This window comes from Mycobacterium sp. DL (genome assembly GCF_039729195.1).
GTDB lineage: Bacteria > Actinomycetota > Actinomycetes > Mycobacteriales > Mycobacteriaceae > Mycobacterium > Mycobacterium hippocampi_A.
The window spans coordinates 5,328,332-5,343,358 of the sequence record NZ_CP155796.1 but is presented as its reverse complement, the minus strand read 5'-3'; the positions used below and the strand labels follow the sequence as shown (position 1 = coordinate 5,343,358).

Here is a 15,027-nt window from a genome sequence, read left to right as displayed (position 1 = left end):
GTCAGCCACGGCCCTCACCCGCAGCCGGCTCGTAGCGCAGCATCGTCACGTCGTGGTCGGGGTAGTCGCAGAAGACCGGCTTGACCCGCATCCCGACAGTGATGTCGTCGGGCGCGACGTTGACCAGTTCGGTCGAGAAGCGGGGGCCCTCATCCCATTCGACGATCGCGAGCAGTTGGGGCACGGCGTCGGCGAAGTGCGGACCGACGGGACGGCGCGCCACCGTGAAGGCGTAGACCGTGCCCATACCGGAGATCTCCCGCCACTCCAGATCGTCGGCGAACGTCCTCGGCGCCCGCACCCGTGGGTAGAACACGTAGGACTGCGAGGACGGCGAGTACTGGATGAGCACCCGATGTTCGGCCAGCGCATCCCAGAACGGTGCGCTGGTCGGGGTTTTGACCGGCATCGGTCGCTGGAACATCGCGCTGCTCACGTCAGTCCCCTTCCAGTACGAGAGTGGTCTGTTCGGAAAGGATGCCGCCATTGCCGGAGACGAAGGCGCGGTTGCAGTCGGCCACCTGAGCGGCGCCGGCGCGGCCCATGATCTGACGGGTGGCATCACAGACGTGGTGCATACCGCCGGCATTGCCCGCCTGACCGAATCCGAGTTGCCCGCCCGCGGTGTTGAGTGGGAAGTCACCGCGGAACGTCAGGTCGTGCTGGGAGACGAACTCCATCCCCTTGCCCTTCTCGCAGAAGCCCGCATCCTCGAGGCTCAGCAGCACGGTGATCGTGTAGCAGTCGTAGATCGAGACCATGTCCATCTGCCGGCGACTCAACCCCGACATGTCGAACGCGGTGTCGGCGGCGCGGATGATCGGCGTCTGCAGCAGATCCTCGGCGTACGTCGGCGTCTTGTAGGGCACCTGCTCCCCGAAGCCCTTGATCCACACCGGACGGTTCGTCGACCGCGCTGCGGCATCGGCACTGGCGACCACCACCGCTGCGCCCCCGACGCACGGCATCACGATCTCGAGCATGTGCAGCGGATCAGCGATCACCGGGCTGGCCAGTACGTCCTCGATGGTGAGGGGTTTGTCCTTCCAGATCGCCCCGTCGGTGTGGTTGGCGTTGAAGCGCTGGTCCACCACGATCTTGGCCATCGCGCGCTCGTCGTAGCCATAGACCGACGCATACCGTTGGGCGACTTGACCGTAGGGTCCGTTCTGCCCGAGGTTGCCGTAGGGAATCTCGAACTCTGCTTGCGGGGAACCGAATTGATTGCTCGACGCGCCGAAGAAGACCGCATCCACCAGTGGCTTCGGCTTCTTCTCGGAGGTCGGTGTGATGTAGCGCGCCGGAATCGCGCACAGCACCACATCGCAGATTCCCAACTCGATGGCCGCCGCGGCGCGCCACACCATGCCCACCGCGCTGGCGCCGCCGAGGTCGACCAGTTCGGCGAAGTTCGCCCGCACACCGAGGTATTCCGTCACGGTCGACGGTACGAAGATCTCCGTCTCGCCCAGATGCGAGGTGACGATGCCGTCGACCGACTCGCCGGGCAGCCCCGAATCGGCCAGCGCCGCGGCCCCCAGTTCAGCCCACTGCTCCAACGTGAACGGGGCGGGGGTCGCCTTGTTCAACCGTTCCGGAGGCAGCTCCACGTAGCCGACGATCGCGGCATCTCCGCGCAACCCCATGTGCACTCACTTTCGTTGAATTCCCTCGCGTCAGTTGCGGGGCAGCCCGAGGATCATCTGGGCGATGATGTTGAGCTGGATCTCCTTGGTGCCGCCGCCGATCAGCTCGGCGGGCAGGTGGAAGTACGGCTCGATGATCGGCGGTAACGGCGGCACAGGGTCCTCGACCAGCGCCGCCGGCGCGGTGAGCTCGAGGGTGGCCTTGAAGGTTCGGCGGAGCATCACGTTCATCGCGACCTTGGCGATGCTGGAGGCCGGGCCCGCCATCTGCCCGTCGAGGAGCCGGATGACCTCACGCACAGCCAGCACCTTGATCGCGTTGGCGTAGGCATCGGCCTCACCGAGCGCCGACAATGCCGATTCCTGTTCGGGCCCTTCCTGGTTGGCGAGCCGACGCAGGATGCTCGCCCGGTCGAAGTTGACGTAGCCGCTGATCGCCACTCGCTCCTGGGCCATCGTGGCGATCGCCAGGCTCCACCCGTCGGTGGGTCCGCCGAGCAACAGCTCGTCGGGGACGAACACGTCGGTCAGGAACACCTCGTTGAAGTGCGCCTCCCCCGTCGCCTGCCGGATCGGCTGCAGCTCGATGCCTTGCGCGCGCATGTCGACGATGAAGTAGCCGATACCGCGGTGCTTGGCCACGTCGGGGTCGGTGCGGGCCAGCATCGCCCCGTAGTCCGCGGTGTGCGCCGAGGAGGTCCAGATCTTGTGGCCGTTGACCAGCCAGCCGCCGTCGACCTTGGTGGCCCTGGTCGTCAGGGACGCGAGATCCGAGCCGGCTCCGGGTTCACTGAACAGCTGACACCACCCGAGCTCGCCACGCTGTGTCGGCGGGATGAACTTCTGTTGGATGGGTTCCGGTGCCGAACTGATCAACGTCGGCAGGATCCATTCGGCGATACCGAGCGAGGGCCTGACGAGTTCCGGCCGGGCAGCGAACTCCTCGTCCAGGATCAGCTGCTGCAGCTGTGTGGCGTTCACGCCCCACGGCCGCGGCCAGTGCGGGGCGATCAGGCCGGCTTCGGCCAGGAGGGTGCGCTGAGGACCGGACGCGAGGTTCTCGTAGTCACCCTGCCGGCCGGGGCGGTCGTTGCGCAGTGTCTGCGCCTCGTCGAGAACGGCAGCCACGCCGCGCCGGAACTCTGCGTCGACATCGCCGAGTTTGACTGCCACATCCCGGCTTTCACTGCGGGTCAGGCCGCCGAGCGTCCGGGCGAACCGCGGTGTCGGCCCGATCGAGGCGGCGAGGCTGGTGGCCTTCCGCCAATACAGGTGCAGGTCGTGCTCCCAGGTGAAGCCGATCGCGCCGAACATCGTGAGCGTGTCCAGGACCAGATCGGGCGCGGGGGCCACCGCCATCAGGGCCGCGCCCGCCGCCGCGATGCGGTTCTGCGACACCACTTCCGACGCCGACCTGACGGCATCCCACGCCGACGAGGTCGCCAGCTCACTGTTCACCAGCAGCATCGCCGCCTGGTGCTGCAGTGCCTGGAACGTGCCGATCGGCTTACCGAACTGTTCGCGGGTGCGCAGGTGGTCGGTGACGGCGTCGACACACCACCGGATGGCACCGGAGGCGGCGCTGGCAGTCAGAGCCACCGTCAGGCAGTAAGCGCGTTCGTCATCGATACCGCTCAGGAGCGAATCTGATTCGCACACATAGTCGTTCAGCCGCAGCACCCCGACGTCGGTGGTCTTGTCGGTGCTGTTGAGCGCCTCGATGCCCACCCCCGGATGAGAAGGCTCGAGCGTGAACCACACAGTGCCGTCATCGGCGCTCGCGGCGACCAGGATCACCTGCGCCGAGCAGATTCCCAGGGTGGCCGTCGACTCGCCGCGCACGGTCCAGCCGGTGTCGGATCGTGTCGCGCGCAGGCGGTTCCCGTCGGGGCCGACCACTGCTGCCGACGCCCCCTCGGCGAGTCGGCCCAACACCGCACGTCTTTCGGTCGTGTCGTCGGCCAGCAGCACCACCGCGCCGGCCAGCACGGTCGGCAGCACCGGCCCAGGCAGCAGCGCGGTCGCCGCCGCCTCCACCACACAGGCCGTGTCCACCAGCGTGCCACCCTGTCCCCCGACTTCCTCGGGAAGGTGCACTGCGTGAAAACCGTTGACGACGAAGTCGTCCCACCACTGCGGGAGTTCGCCTGCAGCGAGCGTCTCGAATGAGCTGCGGGTCTTCTCGATGGGCGCATGCCGTGCCGCGAACTGGCCGACGGCGTCGGCCAACTGCTGCTGCTCAGGGGTGAGTCCGATGGTCATCGCAGGTCCTCGGCGGTTACGGTCCCGCGGCTTCCGTCACGGAAGAAGTGTGCGGCGGCCACGATCGACTCTGATGTCGGCCGCGGTTGCCAACCCAGTTCGCGGACGGCCTTGGAGTGATCCAGTGGTGTCATGATGTGCATCAGGCGGATGTTCAGGGGCGTCAGTTTGGTGTCCTTACCCCGCAGGCGCGCGACCACGCTGCCGACGTGGGCTGCCGCAGACATCACCCTGATCGGCACCCCGCGCTTCGGAGGTGTGACACCGACGGCGTCACAAGCGATCTGATGAATCTCGCGGGTGCTCATGAATCGCTCCGAGACGATATAGCGTTCGCCGGTGCGTCCTCGCTCACCGGCGAGGATCAACGCCGCTGCGGCGTCCTCGATGCCGACCACTTCCGCTTCGTACCCGTCGATGTAGAACGGCAGCTTGCCACCGACCGCAGCGGCGAGCAGACCCCCGTGCGGTGTCGGCAACCAGTCGCCCGGGCCGTAGGTGTTCGCCACACACATCGCCACTGCGGGCAGGCCCTTCTCGGCGCTGTACCGCAGCACCATGTCCTCGGCCGCCACCCGGGAGCGGATGTAGTCACCGCCGACGTCGAGCCAGTTGTGCGCGGTGCCCTCGTCGGCCATGGCGCCGTCCGAGCGGCCGATGGTGCCGATCGAACTGGTGAACACGAAGCGCGTCAGGTCCGCGTCGAGCGCGGCGTCGAGCACGTTGCGCAGACCGTCCACGTTCGTCCGCCACAACGGCGTGGTGTCGCGCAGCCATGGGCGTGCGTCGACGACGCAGTAGTAGACGACGTCGCATCCGTCCATCGCGGCGCGTAGTGACTCGGTGTCGAAGACGTCCCCGCGACGGACGTCGACGGGAAGTCCGTCGATGCCGCGCGTCGAACTCGTGTCGCGGATCATCACGCGCACGTCGTCACCCCGGGCCACCAGTTGCCCGGTGACGTGCGAACCGAGGAAACCGCTGGCCCCGATCACCAGCTTCGTTGCCGCCATTACCCGAACACTCGCTTTGATCCTCCGCGACTTTCACGAGACGCAACGTCTCGTCTTGTGGCAGACTACGGGCGATGTCCCAGCGTGTAAAGCCGGTGGACCACTGATGGCCACCCACCTCACTGCGCCGCGTCGGCGCAGCGAGAAGTCACGCACGGCCATCGTCGTCGCCACCCGGGAGCTACTGCTGGAACGCGGCTTCGACAAGCTGAGCATCGAGGCGGTGGCGGCCCGTGCCGGCGTCGGGAAGCAGACGATCTACCGCTGGTGGCCCAGCAGGCACGCGCTGGTCGCCGACGTCATCCTCGAAGACGCCGACAAGATCCTGCGACCGATCACCCCGACCGACGACGTCACGAGCGACATCTGCGCGTGGGCGGTGAAACTCGCCGCGACTCTGACGACCGCCCGCGGCAATGCCATGCTGCGGATCCTGACCACCGCCGGCATGGAGCACGCCGACACCGCGGACCGCTTGCGCGCGGGCTTCAGCGCGCCGCTGCACGACACCGTACGGAACCGGCTGTCGGCCGAGGGATTCGACCGGGCGGCCGCTCAGGACGCCTCGGACGCCATCGTCGGTGGCATCGTCTACGCCATCCTCAGTGAGGGCCGGTCATTCCCGCGCGGCCGCGCCGAGTCGATCACCCGTACCGTGCTGGGCGGCATCCGAACGACATGATCTGGCGCGGCGGCCCCCGGCCGCGTTGGATGGGGTGATGGCCGACGTCAGCCGCTCCCGAACGATCGCAGCCGAACCCGAGGCGATCTGGGAGGTGCTGGCGGACTTCGGCGCGCTCAGCGTATGGGCGGACGGTGTCGACCACTCCTGCGTGATCAACTCCGGCGAGGACGCCGACCCTCTCGGCCTGACCCGTCGGGTACAGATCGGCCGGGACACGCTTGTCGAGACGATCACCGCGTTCGCCCCACCCCGGCTGCTCGCCTACGACATCGGCGGCGTGCCGCGGTCGATGTCGGCGGCGAACCGCTGGAATCTGGCGCCCGACGGGGACCGCCGGACTACCGTGACGCTCACCAGCACCGTGCGGATGAGACCCCGTGTCTTGCGCCCACTGCTCGAGCGTGCCGGCGCACGACTGGTCGCACGGAGATCCGAGGCATTGCTGGGCTCGCTGGCCAGTCACTGTGAGGAGAAGACATGAGCGCCAAGAAACCGGACATCGTGATCGTGATGACCGACGAGGAGCGTGCGGCGCCGCCTTACGAGACCGATGCGGTCCGCGCCTGGCGTGACCGAACGCTGCCCGGCAGAAGGTGGTTCGACGAGCACGGGGTCAGTTTTGTTCGCCACTACACCGGTTCACTGGCCTGCGTGCCGAGTCGCCCGACGATCTTCACCGGCCACTACCCGGACCTGCACGGTGTCACCCAGACCGACGGCCTCGGCAAGTCCCACGACGACTCCAGGTTGCGCTGGCTGCGCCGTGGCGAGGTCCCCACTCTGGGCAACTGGTTCCGTGCGGCGGGCTACGACACCCACTACGACGGCAAGTGGCACATCTCCCATGCCGACCTGATCGACCCCGCCACCGGCCGGGCACTGGCCAGCAACGACGACAACGGGGTCATCGACCCCGATGCGGTGAAGCGCTACCTGGACGCTGATCCCCTTGCCCCGTATGGGTTTTCGGGGTGGGTCGGCCCGGAGCCACACGGCGCAAGCCTCTCCAACGCCGGCATCCGCCGCGACCCACTGATCGCCGATCGGGTGGTCGCGTGGCTCGAGGACCGCTACGCGCGGCGCCGCGCCGGAGACCACGAGGCACTGCGGCCGTTCCTTCTCGTCGCCAGCTTCGTCAACCCGCACGACATCGTGCTGTTCCCCGGCTGGGCACGCCGCAGTCCGCTGCACCCGTCACCGCTCGATCCGCCCCATGTCCCGCCGGCACCCACTGCGGACGAGGACCTGTCCACAAAACCGGCCGCCCAGATCGCCTTTCGCGAGTCCTACTACTCCGGCTATGGCCCGGCGCGCGTCATCGAGCGGACCTACCGGCGCAATGCTCAGCAATACCGGGACCTCTACTACCGGTTGCACGCCGAGGTCGACACTCCGATCGACCGGGTGCGCCGTGCGGTCACCGAGGGCGGATCTTCCGACGGCGCCGACGACACGGTCCTGGTGCGCACCGCCGACCACGGCGATCTGCTCGGTGCGCATGGCGGACTGCACCAGAAGTGGTTCAACCTCTACGACGAGGCGACCCGGGTGCCGTTCGTCATCGCCAGGATCGGTTCCCACCCGACCCGGGCGGGCACGGTGACCGCGCCGACCTCCCACGTCGACCTGGTGCCCACGCTGCTCGCAGCGGCCGGTGTCGACATCGCTGCGGTGTCGACGACGCTGACCGAGTCGTTCTCCGAAGTGCACCCCCTGCCGGGGCGCGACCTCATGCCGGTCGTCGACGGCGCAGCGGCCGATGAGGATCGCGCTGTCTATCTGATGACCAGGGACAACGTACTCGAAGGTGACACCGGCGCCTCGGGAGCCGCCCGGGCCCTGAAGCTGACAGCCAATCCTCCTGCTCCACTGCGCATCCGGATTCCGGCGCACACCGCGGCCAACTTCGAAGGTCTGGTGGTGCGCGTCGACGAATCGGCCGCGCCCGGTGCCGCGGGACATCTGTGGAAACTGGTCCGGTCATTCGACGACCCCGGCACCTGGACCGAGCCCGGCGTGCGCCATCTCGCCGCCGACGGGATGGGCGGACCGGTGTACCGCAACGACCCGCTCGACGACCAGTGGGAGCTCTACGATCTGACCGCCGACCCCGTCGAAGCACGGAACCGCTGGAATGACCCCGAACTGCACGAGCTACGCGCCCACCTGCGCGCTCAACTCAAATACGTTCGTACGGAATCGGTTCCCGAGCGCAACGCGCCGTGGCCGTACGCGACCCGGCGGCCACCGGGCGCGTCGTCCCGGCGGTCGCCGCTGCGCGCCCTGCGGGCCCGCTTCAGCTGACTCAGGTGCGGGCGAACTGCTTCTCGTCGTAGAGGCGCGCCCACTCGGCCCGCGGCCGGATCGACACGTCGACGTCGGTGGCCTTGGCTCGCAGCGCACCGACGGTCGCCTGGTCGCGCGCGGTGCGGGCGAACGGGTCCCAGCCGAAGAACCGCGACGAGTTCTGCCAGGTGATCTTGTTGATGTCGCTGTCGTCGGCACCGGCGGCGTCGAGTTCGGCGAGCACCTTCTCCGGCGCGTCGGGCCAGAAGCAGTCCGAGTGCGGGTAGTCGCACTCCCAGGCGATGATGTCGATGCCGATCTCGTGGCGCAGCTTCAGCGAGGTCTTGTCGGTGACATAACAGGCCAGCGAGTGCTCGCGGAAGACGTCGCTGGGCAACTTGTCGCCGAAATCGCGGCGCAGCCACTTCTGGTTCGTGTAGTGCCGATCGCTGCGATCGAGATAGAACGGGATCCACCCGATGCCGCCCTCGGAGAACGCGAACTTCAGGTCGGGATAGTTGCGCATCGCCGGGCCCCACAGCAGATCCTGGGCACACATCGCGGACACCTGGGTGGCCAGGATGATGAGGTTGTCGATGGGTGCGTTGGGCGCCATGCTGATCGCGCCGAAACCGGTGCCGATGTGCAGGCACATCACCACGTTCTCCTCCGACAACGTCCGGAACACCGGGCCCCAGTACTCGTCGTCGTGGTAGCTCGGCAGGCCCTCGAGGTGCGGCAGTTCCGGCATCGTCACCGCGTGGCAACCCTTGGCCGCAACGCGGCGGATCTCCGCGCACATCGCCTCGACGTTCCAGGTCGGAAGCACGGCGATCGGGATGAAGCGGTCCGGGTAGGACCCGGCCCACTCGTCGATGTGCCAGTCGTTGTAGGCCGACACCATGACCAGCGTGACGTCCTCGCGGTGCATGTTGAGGTGGCGCGCCGAGAAACCGGTGAAGGTCGGGAAACACATCGACGCGAGGATGCCGTTGCGATTCATGTCCCGGACGCGCTCGTGGACGTCGTAGACGCCCGGACGCATCTCGGCGAAGCCGGCAGGGTCGCGGCCCCACTCCTCCGGCGGCCACGACACCACCGCATTCAGCCCACTGACGCCCTGCGGCCTGCCCTGATACATCCACTGGTCGACGCCCTTGTCGTCGGTGACGACGATCGGCGCCTCCGACTTGTACTTGGCAGGCACGTGATTGAGGAACATGTCCGGCGGCTCCACCACATGGTCGTCGATGCTCACCAGAATCAGGTCGTCGGTTTTCATATCTCCACTAGTACCGTGTGTAGACGTGACCGCCTCTGCGTCTTCGGACAAACTCTTGTCCGAATCGGCCAACCTGGTGTCCACGCCCGCCCAGGGACATCGTCGGGTCATCGAGCTGCGGCGGGGCGGGTGCGCGCTGGGTGGCAGCTATCTCTACGAAGGTGATGCGCTGATCACCGGCTGGCACTCCCACGAGGTGCATCAGATCGAGTACGCGCTGCACGGTGTGGTCGAGGTGGAGACCGATTCGGCGCACTACCTGCTGCCACCCCAGCAGGCGGCGTGGATCCCGGCGGGCCTGGAGCACCAGGCGGTGATGAACCCCGACGTGAAAACGGTCGCGGTGATGTTCGACCGGACGCTGATCGCCGAAGGCGGCGACCGCGCCCGCATCCTGGCGGTGTCCCCGCTGATCCGGGAGATGATGATCTACGCGCTGCGCTGGCCGATCGAGCGCGCACACGGTGACGAGCTCTCCGACGGATTCTTCCGCACCCTGGCCGCACTGGTCTGTGAAGCACTCGAGCACGAGGCGCCACTGAGCCTGCCGACCTCAGCGCACCCGATCGTCGCTGCAGCGATGGACTACACGAAACAACATCTCGACACGGTGTCCTGCGAGCAGGTCAGCCGGGCGGTGTCGGTGTCGGAGCGAACGCTGCGGCGGCTGTTCGCCGAACAGCTCGGCCTCTCCTGGCGTACGTATCTGCTGCACGCGCGCATGCTGCGCGCCATGGCCCTGCTCGCTGCACCCCGGCAGTCGGTGCAGGAGACCGCGACCGCCGTCGGGTTCGACAGCATCAGCTCCTTCACCCGGGCGTTCGCCCAGTTCTGCGGCGAGACTCCGTCGGCGTACCGCAGAAGGGTTGCCGGACAACCGGATTGACTCAGCCGCCGTCGGGTCGCCGGAACAGCCCTTCGCGCAGTAGCGAATCCACGGCAACCTGCCATCGCTGCAATTGCGCGGGTGTGGTGAACGGCTCGGGTAGGTGCCGGTTGATATGGGTGCGCAAGCTGACGACACCGAGCGCCAGCACGATGCCGTTGAGGGGCGCCCACGTCAGATCGATGTCCGGCCGGGTTTCGCCGCGGTCGGCGCGCTGCTGCCACCGGGCCTGGCCCAGCGCGAACAAGGTGTCGAAGATCGTGGCACCCAGCGGGCTGCCGTCCACGAGCGCACGACCGATGTAAGCCGCGACATCAGGCTGTTCGGTGAAGATCTGAGTCACCCGCTGACCGATCTCGGCGATCGAATCCGGGGCGTCCTCCGGGATCGGCTGGGCGAAAGGCGTGATCACCAGCCTCACGACGTCCTCGTCGACGGCCTCGATCAGTCCCGCCTTCGTCGCGAAGTGGTGTTGCACCAGACCGAGCGACACCCCCGCGGCTGCCGCGACGCCCCGCAAGGTCGTGCCCGACGTTCCGTTCTCCGCAAAACACCGCATGGCTGCGGCGCGAATCCGTTCGACGTTGCGCGGTTCTTCCGCACCGGTCCGAACCGGTTTCGACCTCACAGTGGCCACCGTAGTCACCGTCACCCCCGTCGCGATTCGACAGTACAGCTGTATCGTAAGTACGATACAAGTGTATTGCCAAGACGGGAGGAGGGTGTCTGTGCATCCACTGGCGATCGAAGAGCAAGCGTGGACGGCACCGTGCATGCGTGATCCCGACCGGTGGATCACCATCGCCGACGACGGCGCGAAGGCGCTGTGCCGCGCGTGTCCCCGACGCTGGCAGTGTGCCCGGGAAGCATGCGTAACACCTGGTGCGGAGGGGCTCTGGGCCGGGATCGTGCTGCCGCGGGGCGGTCGGAACCGCCAGTTTGCGCTCAGGCAACTGAGGTCGCTCGCCGAGCGCAACGGTCTGTCGGTGCGCAAACGGTGAGGTGATTTCCGCAACTCAAGACCGCGGGTGGTTTTCAGCGGCGTACCGGTGGGTAACAACCCCGCATCACGCTGCTACGCCCACGAGGAGATTCCGATGGCCGACCTGGCCGAAGGCACCTACAGCCCCGACGATCCGTTCAACGAGACCGTCGCCACCACCGGCCTTTTCCTCATCTTCACCGCGATCATCGCGCTGGCGTTCGCGCTCGCGAGCTGGGGGATGGCCGAGACCCTGATCGCGATCTTCGCCGGAGTGTTCGCAGTGGTCAGTTTCACCGCGAGCATCCTGTGCTTCTTTTCTCAATCCACTGAGATCCCGGTCGAGGCTCCTGCCTGAACGCTGCTCACGCCGACCGGGCGTCGGTCGAGCGGAGCTCCCGGCCACATTGCCGACCGGTGGTGCGGGCGGGGGGATTCGAACCCCCACGCTCTTTCGAACACGGACACCTAAAGACCGCGCGTCTTCCCTTCCGCCACGCCCGCAACGGGAGTGATCGTACCAATCCCGGCAAGTCGACCCCGGTGTCGAAGATCGACCTCGATGACACGGCGCGGAGGAGTTCGTCCTCGGCTCATGCGGCCAATCCCCTGCGCGGTACCGTTGGCTGGTGTCCACTACGCGGCGTAGGAGGCCGGCGCTCATCCTGCTGGTGATCGCCGCTGCAGGCGGCTGCCTCGGCCTCGCGTGGTGGCAGTGGACCCGGTTCGAATCGGTATCCGGCAATTTCCAGAATCTCGGCTACGCCCTGCAGTGGCCGCTGTTCGCCGGATTCTGCGTCTACGCCTACTTCAAGTTCGTCCGCTACGAGCAGGCGCCTCCCGAAGCCCATCCACGCGATGCCGTCACCGAGATCCCCGCCGGGTTGCTGCCCGAGCGGCCCAGGCCGACCACCGATGCCGACGGCGACAGGACACTGCGCGAGTACAACGCCTATCTGGCCGAACTGGCCGCAGCCGACAGCACCACCAGCGACGACAACAGCAACGATGACTCGAGACTGAGCCGAGAATGACAGGAACCCTCAGGTGACCGCACCCGACACCCCCTCGCCCATCACCCCCGTCGAGACCATCCGCAAAGCACTGCTCGGCTACCGGGTCCTCGCCTGGGCGACCGGCATCTGGCTGATCGCCCTCTGCTACGAAATGGTGTTGAAGTACGGGTACGGCGACGACTCGCTCGGCTGGATCGCGGTGGTGCACGGCTGGGTCTACTTCGTCTATCTGTTGTTCACCGCCAACCTCGCCGTGAAGGTCCGGTGGCCGATCGCCAAGACCGTCGGTGTGCTGCTCGCCGGAACGATCCCGCTTGTCGGCATCATCGTCGAGCACTTCCAGACCCAGAAGATCAAGGCGCAGTTCGGCGTCTGAGGTCGGTAAACTCGGTGCGGTGTCAGCCACCCCCGGGATGCGCCACGGCGCTGTCCCGGCGGTCAGCCCCGACGCCACAGCTTCCCGCCTTCCCGCCCTCACCGGCCTTCGGGCTGTCGCCGCGCTTCTGGTCGTCTTCACCCACGCGGCGTTCGCCACCGGGTATCTCAACCACGGCTATCTCGGAGCGGTCTACGCGCGCATGGAGATCGGCGTCGCGATCTTCTTCGTGCTGTCAGGATTCCTGTTGTTCCGGCCGTGGGTGCGGGCAGCAGCACAGGGTCGAACAGCGCCGTCGCTGAGCCGCTACGGGCGGCGCCGCGTGCGTCGGGTGGTTCCCGCCTACGTGGTGACGGTCCTGGTCACGTTCGCCGTGTACACCGTCTTCACCCCGGGCCCCACCCCCGGCCAGACCTGGCACGGCCTGCTCAGGTATCTGACCTTCTCGCAGATCTACACCGACGACTACCTCACGACCATGCTGCATCCCGGGCTGTCTCAGATGTGGAGCATGGCGGTGGAGGTTGCGTTCTACGCTGTGCTCCCCGGACTGGCCTATCTGGTCCTGCGGGTGCTGTGCCGCGGCCGATGGCGGCCCGGTCGGGCACTGCTCGGCCTTGCCGCGATCGCCGCGGTCGGCCCGACCTGGCTCCTGCTCGTCACCACCACCGACATGCTGCCGAACTCAGCGGGCATGTGGTTGCCCGCCCACATCGGTTGGTTCGTCGGCGGCATGGCACTCGCCCTGCTGCAGGCCGTCGGCGCGAGATGCCATGCGGGCCTCGCGATCCCGCTGGCGGTGGCCCTGTACCTGCTGGTGTCGACGCCGATCGGCGGCGCCATTCTCGGTCCCGACCCGGTGTGGGTGCCGGTGGCGAAGTCGCTGCTGTACGCCGCGATCGCCACCTTGGCGGTCGCTCCGCTGGCGCTCGGCAGCAATGGCGGATACCGACAATTCCTCGGCAGCCGGCCGATGGTCTGGCTCGGCGAGATCTCCTACGAGATCTTCCTGCTGCACTCGCTGGCCATGGCACTGGTGATGCACCTCGTGCTGGGATGGCCGCTGTTCACCGGATCGATGCCGGGGCTGATTGCAGCGACCCTGGCACTGACGATCCCGGCCGCGTGGGCGCTACACCGTTTGACCAGACCTCACCGGGCGGAGGTGAGCTCCCGCAGCGCCGGAAGCAATGCCGCCAGCGCCCGACCCCGGTGCGACGAAGCATCCTTCTCCGCCGGATCGAGCTCGGCGGCGGTCCTCGCCGAACCGTCGGGCAGAAATATCGGGTCGTAGCCGAAGCCCCTGTCGCCACGGGGTTCGCGCACGATACTGCCGGTCCATTCACCCCGCACCACCGCGCTGTCCGAGTCGACGGGGCTGAACACCAGGGCACATGCCGATACGAACGCCGCACCGCGCCGCTCGTCCGGAACATCTGCGAGCTGCCCCAGAAGCAACGTGGTGTTGGCGGCGTCGTCGCCGTGGCGTCCCGACCACCGCGCGCTGAGCACCCCCGGCATTCCGTTGAGGGCGTCGACCTCCAACCCGGAATCGTCGGCCACCGCGGCAATCCCCGTGGCTGCAAAGGCGTCGCGGGCCTTGGCCAGAGCGTTCTCCTCGAAGGTGGCCCCCGTCTCGGGCGCCTCGTCGAACGGCGCAACGTCGTCGAGGGACAGCAGCGTCAGGCCGGACACTCCCGCGGTGTCGAGCACCCGGCGCAGTTCGGCCAACTTCTTCGGGTTGCGTGAGGCAACCAGCAGTTCGGTCAGCTTCCGAACGCCTTCTTCGCGGGTTCACCCGACTCGGGCAGGGCCCCGGGATACGACAGTTGCAGTGCCTGCCGCTGAACCTCGAACAACTGATCGCAGGACGCCATCGCGAGGTCGAGCATCTTGTCCAGCGTCGACCGCGGGAACGTCGCGCCCTCTCCGGTGCCCTGGATCTCGACGAGCGTGCCGGTGTCGGTGGCCACGACGTTCATGTCCACCTCGGCGCGGGAGTCCTCGGTATAGGGCAGGTCGACACGAATCCGACCGTCGACCACACCGACACTCACCGCCGCGATCGCGCAGGACAGCGGACGCGGGTCCGACAGCTTGCCCGCCGCGGCCAGGTAGGTCACGGCGTCGGCCAGCGCCACATAGGCGCCGGTGATCGCCGCGGTGCGGGTTCCACCGTCGGCCTGCAGTACGTCGCAGTCGATCGCGATGGTGTTCTCCCCCAGCGCGGCGAGGTCGATGCAGGCGCGCAGGGACCGGCCGACGAGTCGGCTGATCTCCTGGGTACGACCGCCGACTCGCCCCTTGACCGACTCCCGACCCGAACGTTCGTGGGTCGCAGCGGGCAGCATCGCGTACTCGGCGGTCAGCCAGCCCTGGCCGGAACCCTTGCGCCAGCGGGGCACCCCCTCGGTGACGCTCGCGGTGCACATGACCCGGGTCTGGCCGAACTCCACCAACACCGAACCTGCGGGATGGGAGGTGAAGCCGCGGGTGATCGTGACCGGGCGCAGTTCGTCGTCGAGCCTGCCGTCTTCTCGTCTGGACACGGGCCAACACTAGCGGGTGCCGCAGACACCACCTCGAGCAGCGT

At 67.5% G+C, this 15,027-nt stretch carries 16 protein-coding genes, 1 tRNA gene and 1 pseudogene; 9 read left to right on the top strand and 9 right to left on the bottom strand.

The window, feature by feature from the left end; genetic code table 11:
• Position 1: 1 nt before the first annotated feature.
• The 4 genes from ABDC78_RS25565 to ABDC78_RS25550 are packed head-to-tail and all read right to left on the bottom strand — an operon-like array spanning position 2 to position 4,921.
• Complete coding sequence (locus ABDC78_RS25565) at positions 2-424, bottom strand: OB-fold domain-containing protein (RefSeq protein WP_178357241.1); 423 nt, start codon at positions 422-424, stop codon at positions 2-4.
• 13 nt (positions 425-437) lie between these two features.
• A complete protein-coding gene (locus ABDC78_RS25560) occupies positions 438-1,646 on the bottom strand; it encodes a thiolase family protein (protein ID WP_178357165.1) in 1,209 nt (402 codons plus the stop codon).
• A gap of 30 nt (positions 1,647-1,676) precedes the next feature.
• On the bottom strand, positions 1,677-3,908 hold the full coding sequence (locus tag ABDC78_RS25555; RefSeq protein ID WP_178357166.1) for an acyl-CoA dehydrogenase: 2,232 nt from the start codon (positions 3,906-3,908) through the stop codon (positions 1,677-1,679).
• A complete protein-coding gene (locus tag ABDC78_RS25550; RefSeq protein ID WP_178357167.1) occupies positions 3,905-4,921 on the bottom strand; it encodes an NAD-dependent epimerase/dehydratase family protein in 1,017 nt (338 codons plus the stop codon). The genes ABDC78_RS25555 and ABDC78_RS25550 overlap by 4 nt, the downstream gene beginning before the upstream one ends.
• Before the next feature lie 106 nt (positions 4,922-5,027).
• Between ABDC78_RS25550 and ABDC78_RS25545 the strand changes: the two genes are divergently transcribed.
• From ABDC78_RS25545 to ABDC78_RS25535, 3 genes are read left to right on the top strand one after another with little or no spacing between them, the layout of a single operon-like run.
• Positions 5,028-5,603, top strand: coding sequence for a TetR/AcrR family transcriptional regulator (locus ABDC78_RS25545; protein ID WP_178357168.1), 576 nt, complete (start codon positions 5,028-5,030; stop codon positions 5,601-5,603).
• A 37-nt stretch (positions 5,604-5,640) separates the two neighbouring features.
• The gene (locus ABDC78_RS25540; RefSeq protein WP_178357169.1) at positions 5,641-6,087 is read left to right on the top strand and encodes an SRPBCC family protein; all 447 of its coding nucleotides are present in this window, start codon (positions 5,641-5,643) and stop codon (positions 6,085-6,087) included.
• Positions 6,084-7,910, top strand: a complete 1,827-nt coding sequence (locus tag ABDC78_RS25535) for a sulfatase-like hydrolase/transferase (protein WP_178357170.1) — start codon at positions 6,084-6,086, stop codon at positions 7,908-7,910. The genes ABDC78_RS25540 and ABDC78_RS25535 overlap by 4 nt, the downstream gene beginning before the upstream one ends.
• A gap of 1 nt (position 7,911) precedes the next feature.
• Here the strand turns inward: ABDC78_RS25535 and ABDC78_RS25530 are convergent, their stop codons facing one another.
• Entirely contained in the window at positions 7,912-9,174 is a 1,263-nt protein-coding gene (locus tag ABDC78_RS25530; RefSeq protein ID WP_178357171.1) for an amidohydrolase family protein, read from the bottom strand.
• A 25-nt stretch (positions 9,175-9,199) separates the two neighbouring features.
• Between ABDC78_RS25530 and ABDC78_RS25525 the strand changes: the two genes are divergently transcribed.
• Positions 9,200-10,060, top strand: a complete 861-nt coding sequence (locus tag ABDC78_RS25525) for a helix-turn-helix transcriptional regulator (protein ID WP_178357172.1) — start codon at positions 9,200-9,202, stop codon at positions 10,058-10,060.
• Position 10,061: 1 nt separating this feature from the next.
• Here the strand turns inward: ABDC78_RS25525 and ABDC78_RS25520 are convergent, their stop codons facing one another.
• The gene (locus ABDC78_RS25520; RefSeq protein WP_347133225.1) at positions 10,062-10,697 is read right to left on the bottom strand and encodes a TetR/AcrR family transcriptional regulator; all 636 of its coding nucleotides are present in this window, start codon (positions 10,695-10,697) and stop codon (positions 10,062-10,064) included.
• Between the two features lie 91 nt (positions 10,698-10,788).
• Between ABDC78_RS25520 and ABDC78_RS25515 the strand changes: the two genes are divergently transcribed.
• On the top strand, positions 10,789-11,061 hold the full coding sequence (locus ABDC78_RS25515) for a WhiB family transcriptional regulator (protein WP_347133224.1): 273 nt from the start codon (positions 10,789-10,791) through the stop codon (positions 11,059-11,061).
• Positions 11,062-11,157: 96 nt separating this feature from the next.
• Positions 11,158-11,400 carry a hypothetical protein gene (locus tag ABDC78_RS25510; RefSeq protein WP_178357175.1) on the top strand — a complete coding sequence of 81 codons (243 nt, stop codon included), beginning with the start codon at positions 11,158-11,160 and terminating at the stop codon, positions 11,398-11,400.
• Between the two features lie 60 nt (positions 11,401-11,460).
• On the opposite strand, the gene ABDC78_RS25505 is transcribed toward ABDC78_RS25510, so the two are convergent.
• Positions 11,461-11,546: transfer RNA gene (locus tag ABDC78_RS25505), tRNA-Leu, on the bottom strand.
• A gap of 125 nt (positions 11,547-11,671) precedes the next feature.
• On the opposite strand from ABDC78_RS25505, the gene ABDC78_RS25500 reads away from it, so the two are divergent.
• From ABDC78_RS25500 to ABDC78_RS25490, 3 genes and pseudogenes are all read left to right on the top strand, one after another.
• Positions 11,672-12,076: a hypothetical protein gene (locus ABDC78_RS25500; RefSeq protein WP_178357176.1), complete on the top strand. Its 405-nt coding sequence runs from the start codon at positions 11,672-11,674 to the stop codon at positions 12,074-12,076.
• A 13-nt stretch (positions 12,077-12,089) separates the two neighbouring features.
• Entirely contained in the window at positions 12,090-12,434 is a 345-nt protein-coding gene (locus ABDC78_RS25495; RefSeq protein WP_178357177.1) for a DUF3817 domain-containing protein, read from the top strand.
• A 37-nt stretch (positions 12,435-12,471) separates the two neighbouring features.
• Positions 12,472-13,587: pseudogene (locus tag ABDC78_RS25490) on the top strand (acyltransferase); the annotation flags it as partial.
• On the opposite strand, the gene rdgB reads toward ABDC78_RS25490, so the two are convergent.
• On the bottom strand, positions 13,587-14,204 hold the full coding sequence (rdgB, locus tag ABDC78_RS25485; protein ID WP_178357242.1) for an RdgB/HAM1 family non-canonical purine NTP pyrophosphatase: 618 nt from the start codon (positions 14,202-14,204) through the stop codon (positions 13,587-13,589). The pseudogene ABDC78_RS25490 and the gene rdgB sit on opposite strands and share 1 nt — an antisense overlap.
• The gene (rph, locus tag ABDC78_RS25480) at positions 14,201-14,983 is read right to left on the bottom strand and encodes a ribonuclease PH (protein WP_178357178.1); all 783 of its coding nucleotides are present in this window, start codon (positions 14,981-14,983) and stop codon (positions 14,201-14,203) included. Before rph ends, rdgB begins: the two co-directional genes overlap by 4 nt.
• Positions 14,984-15,027 lie beyond the last annotated feature (44 nt).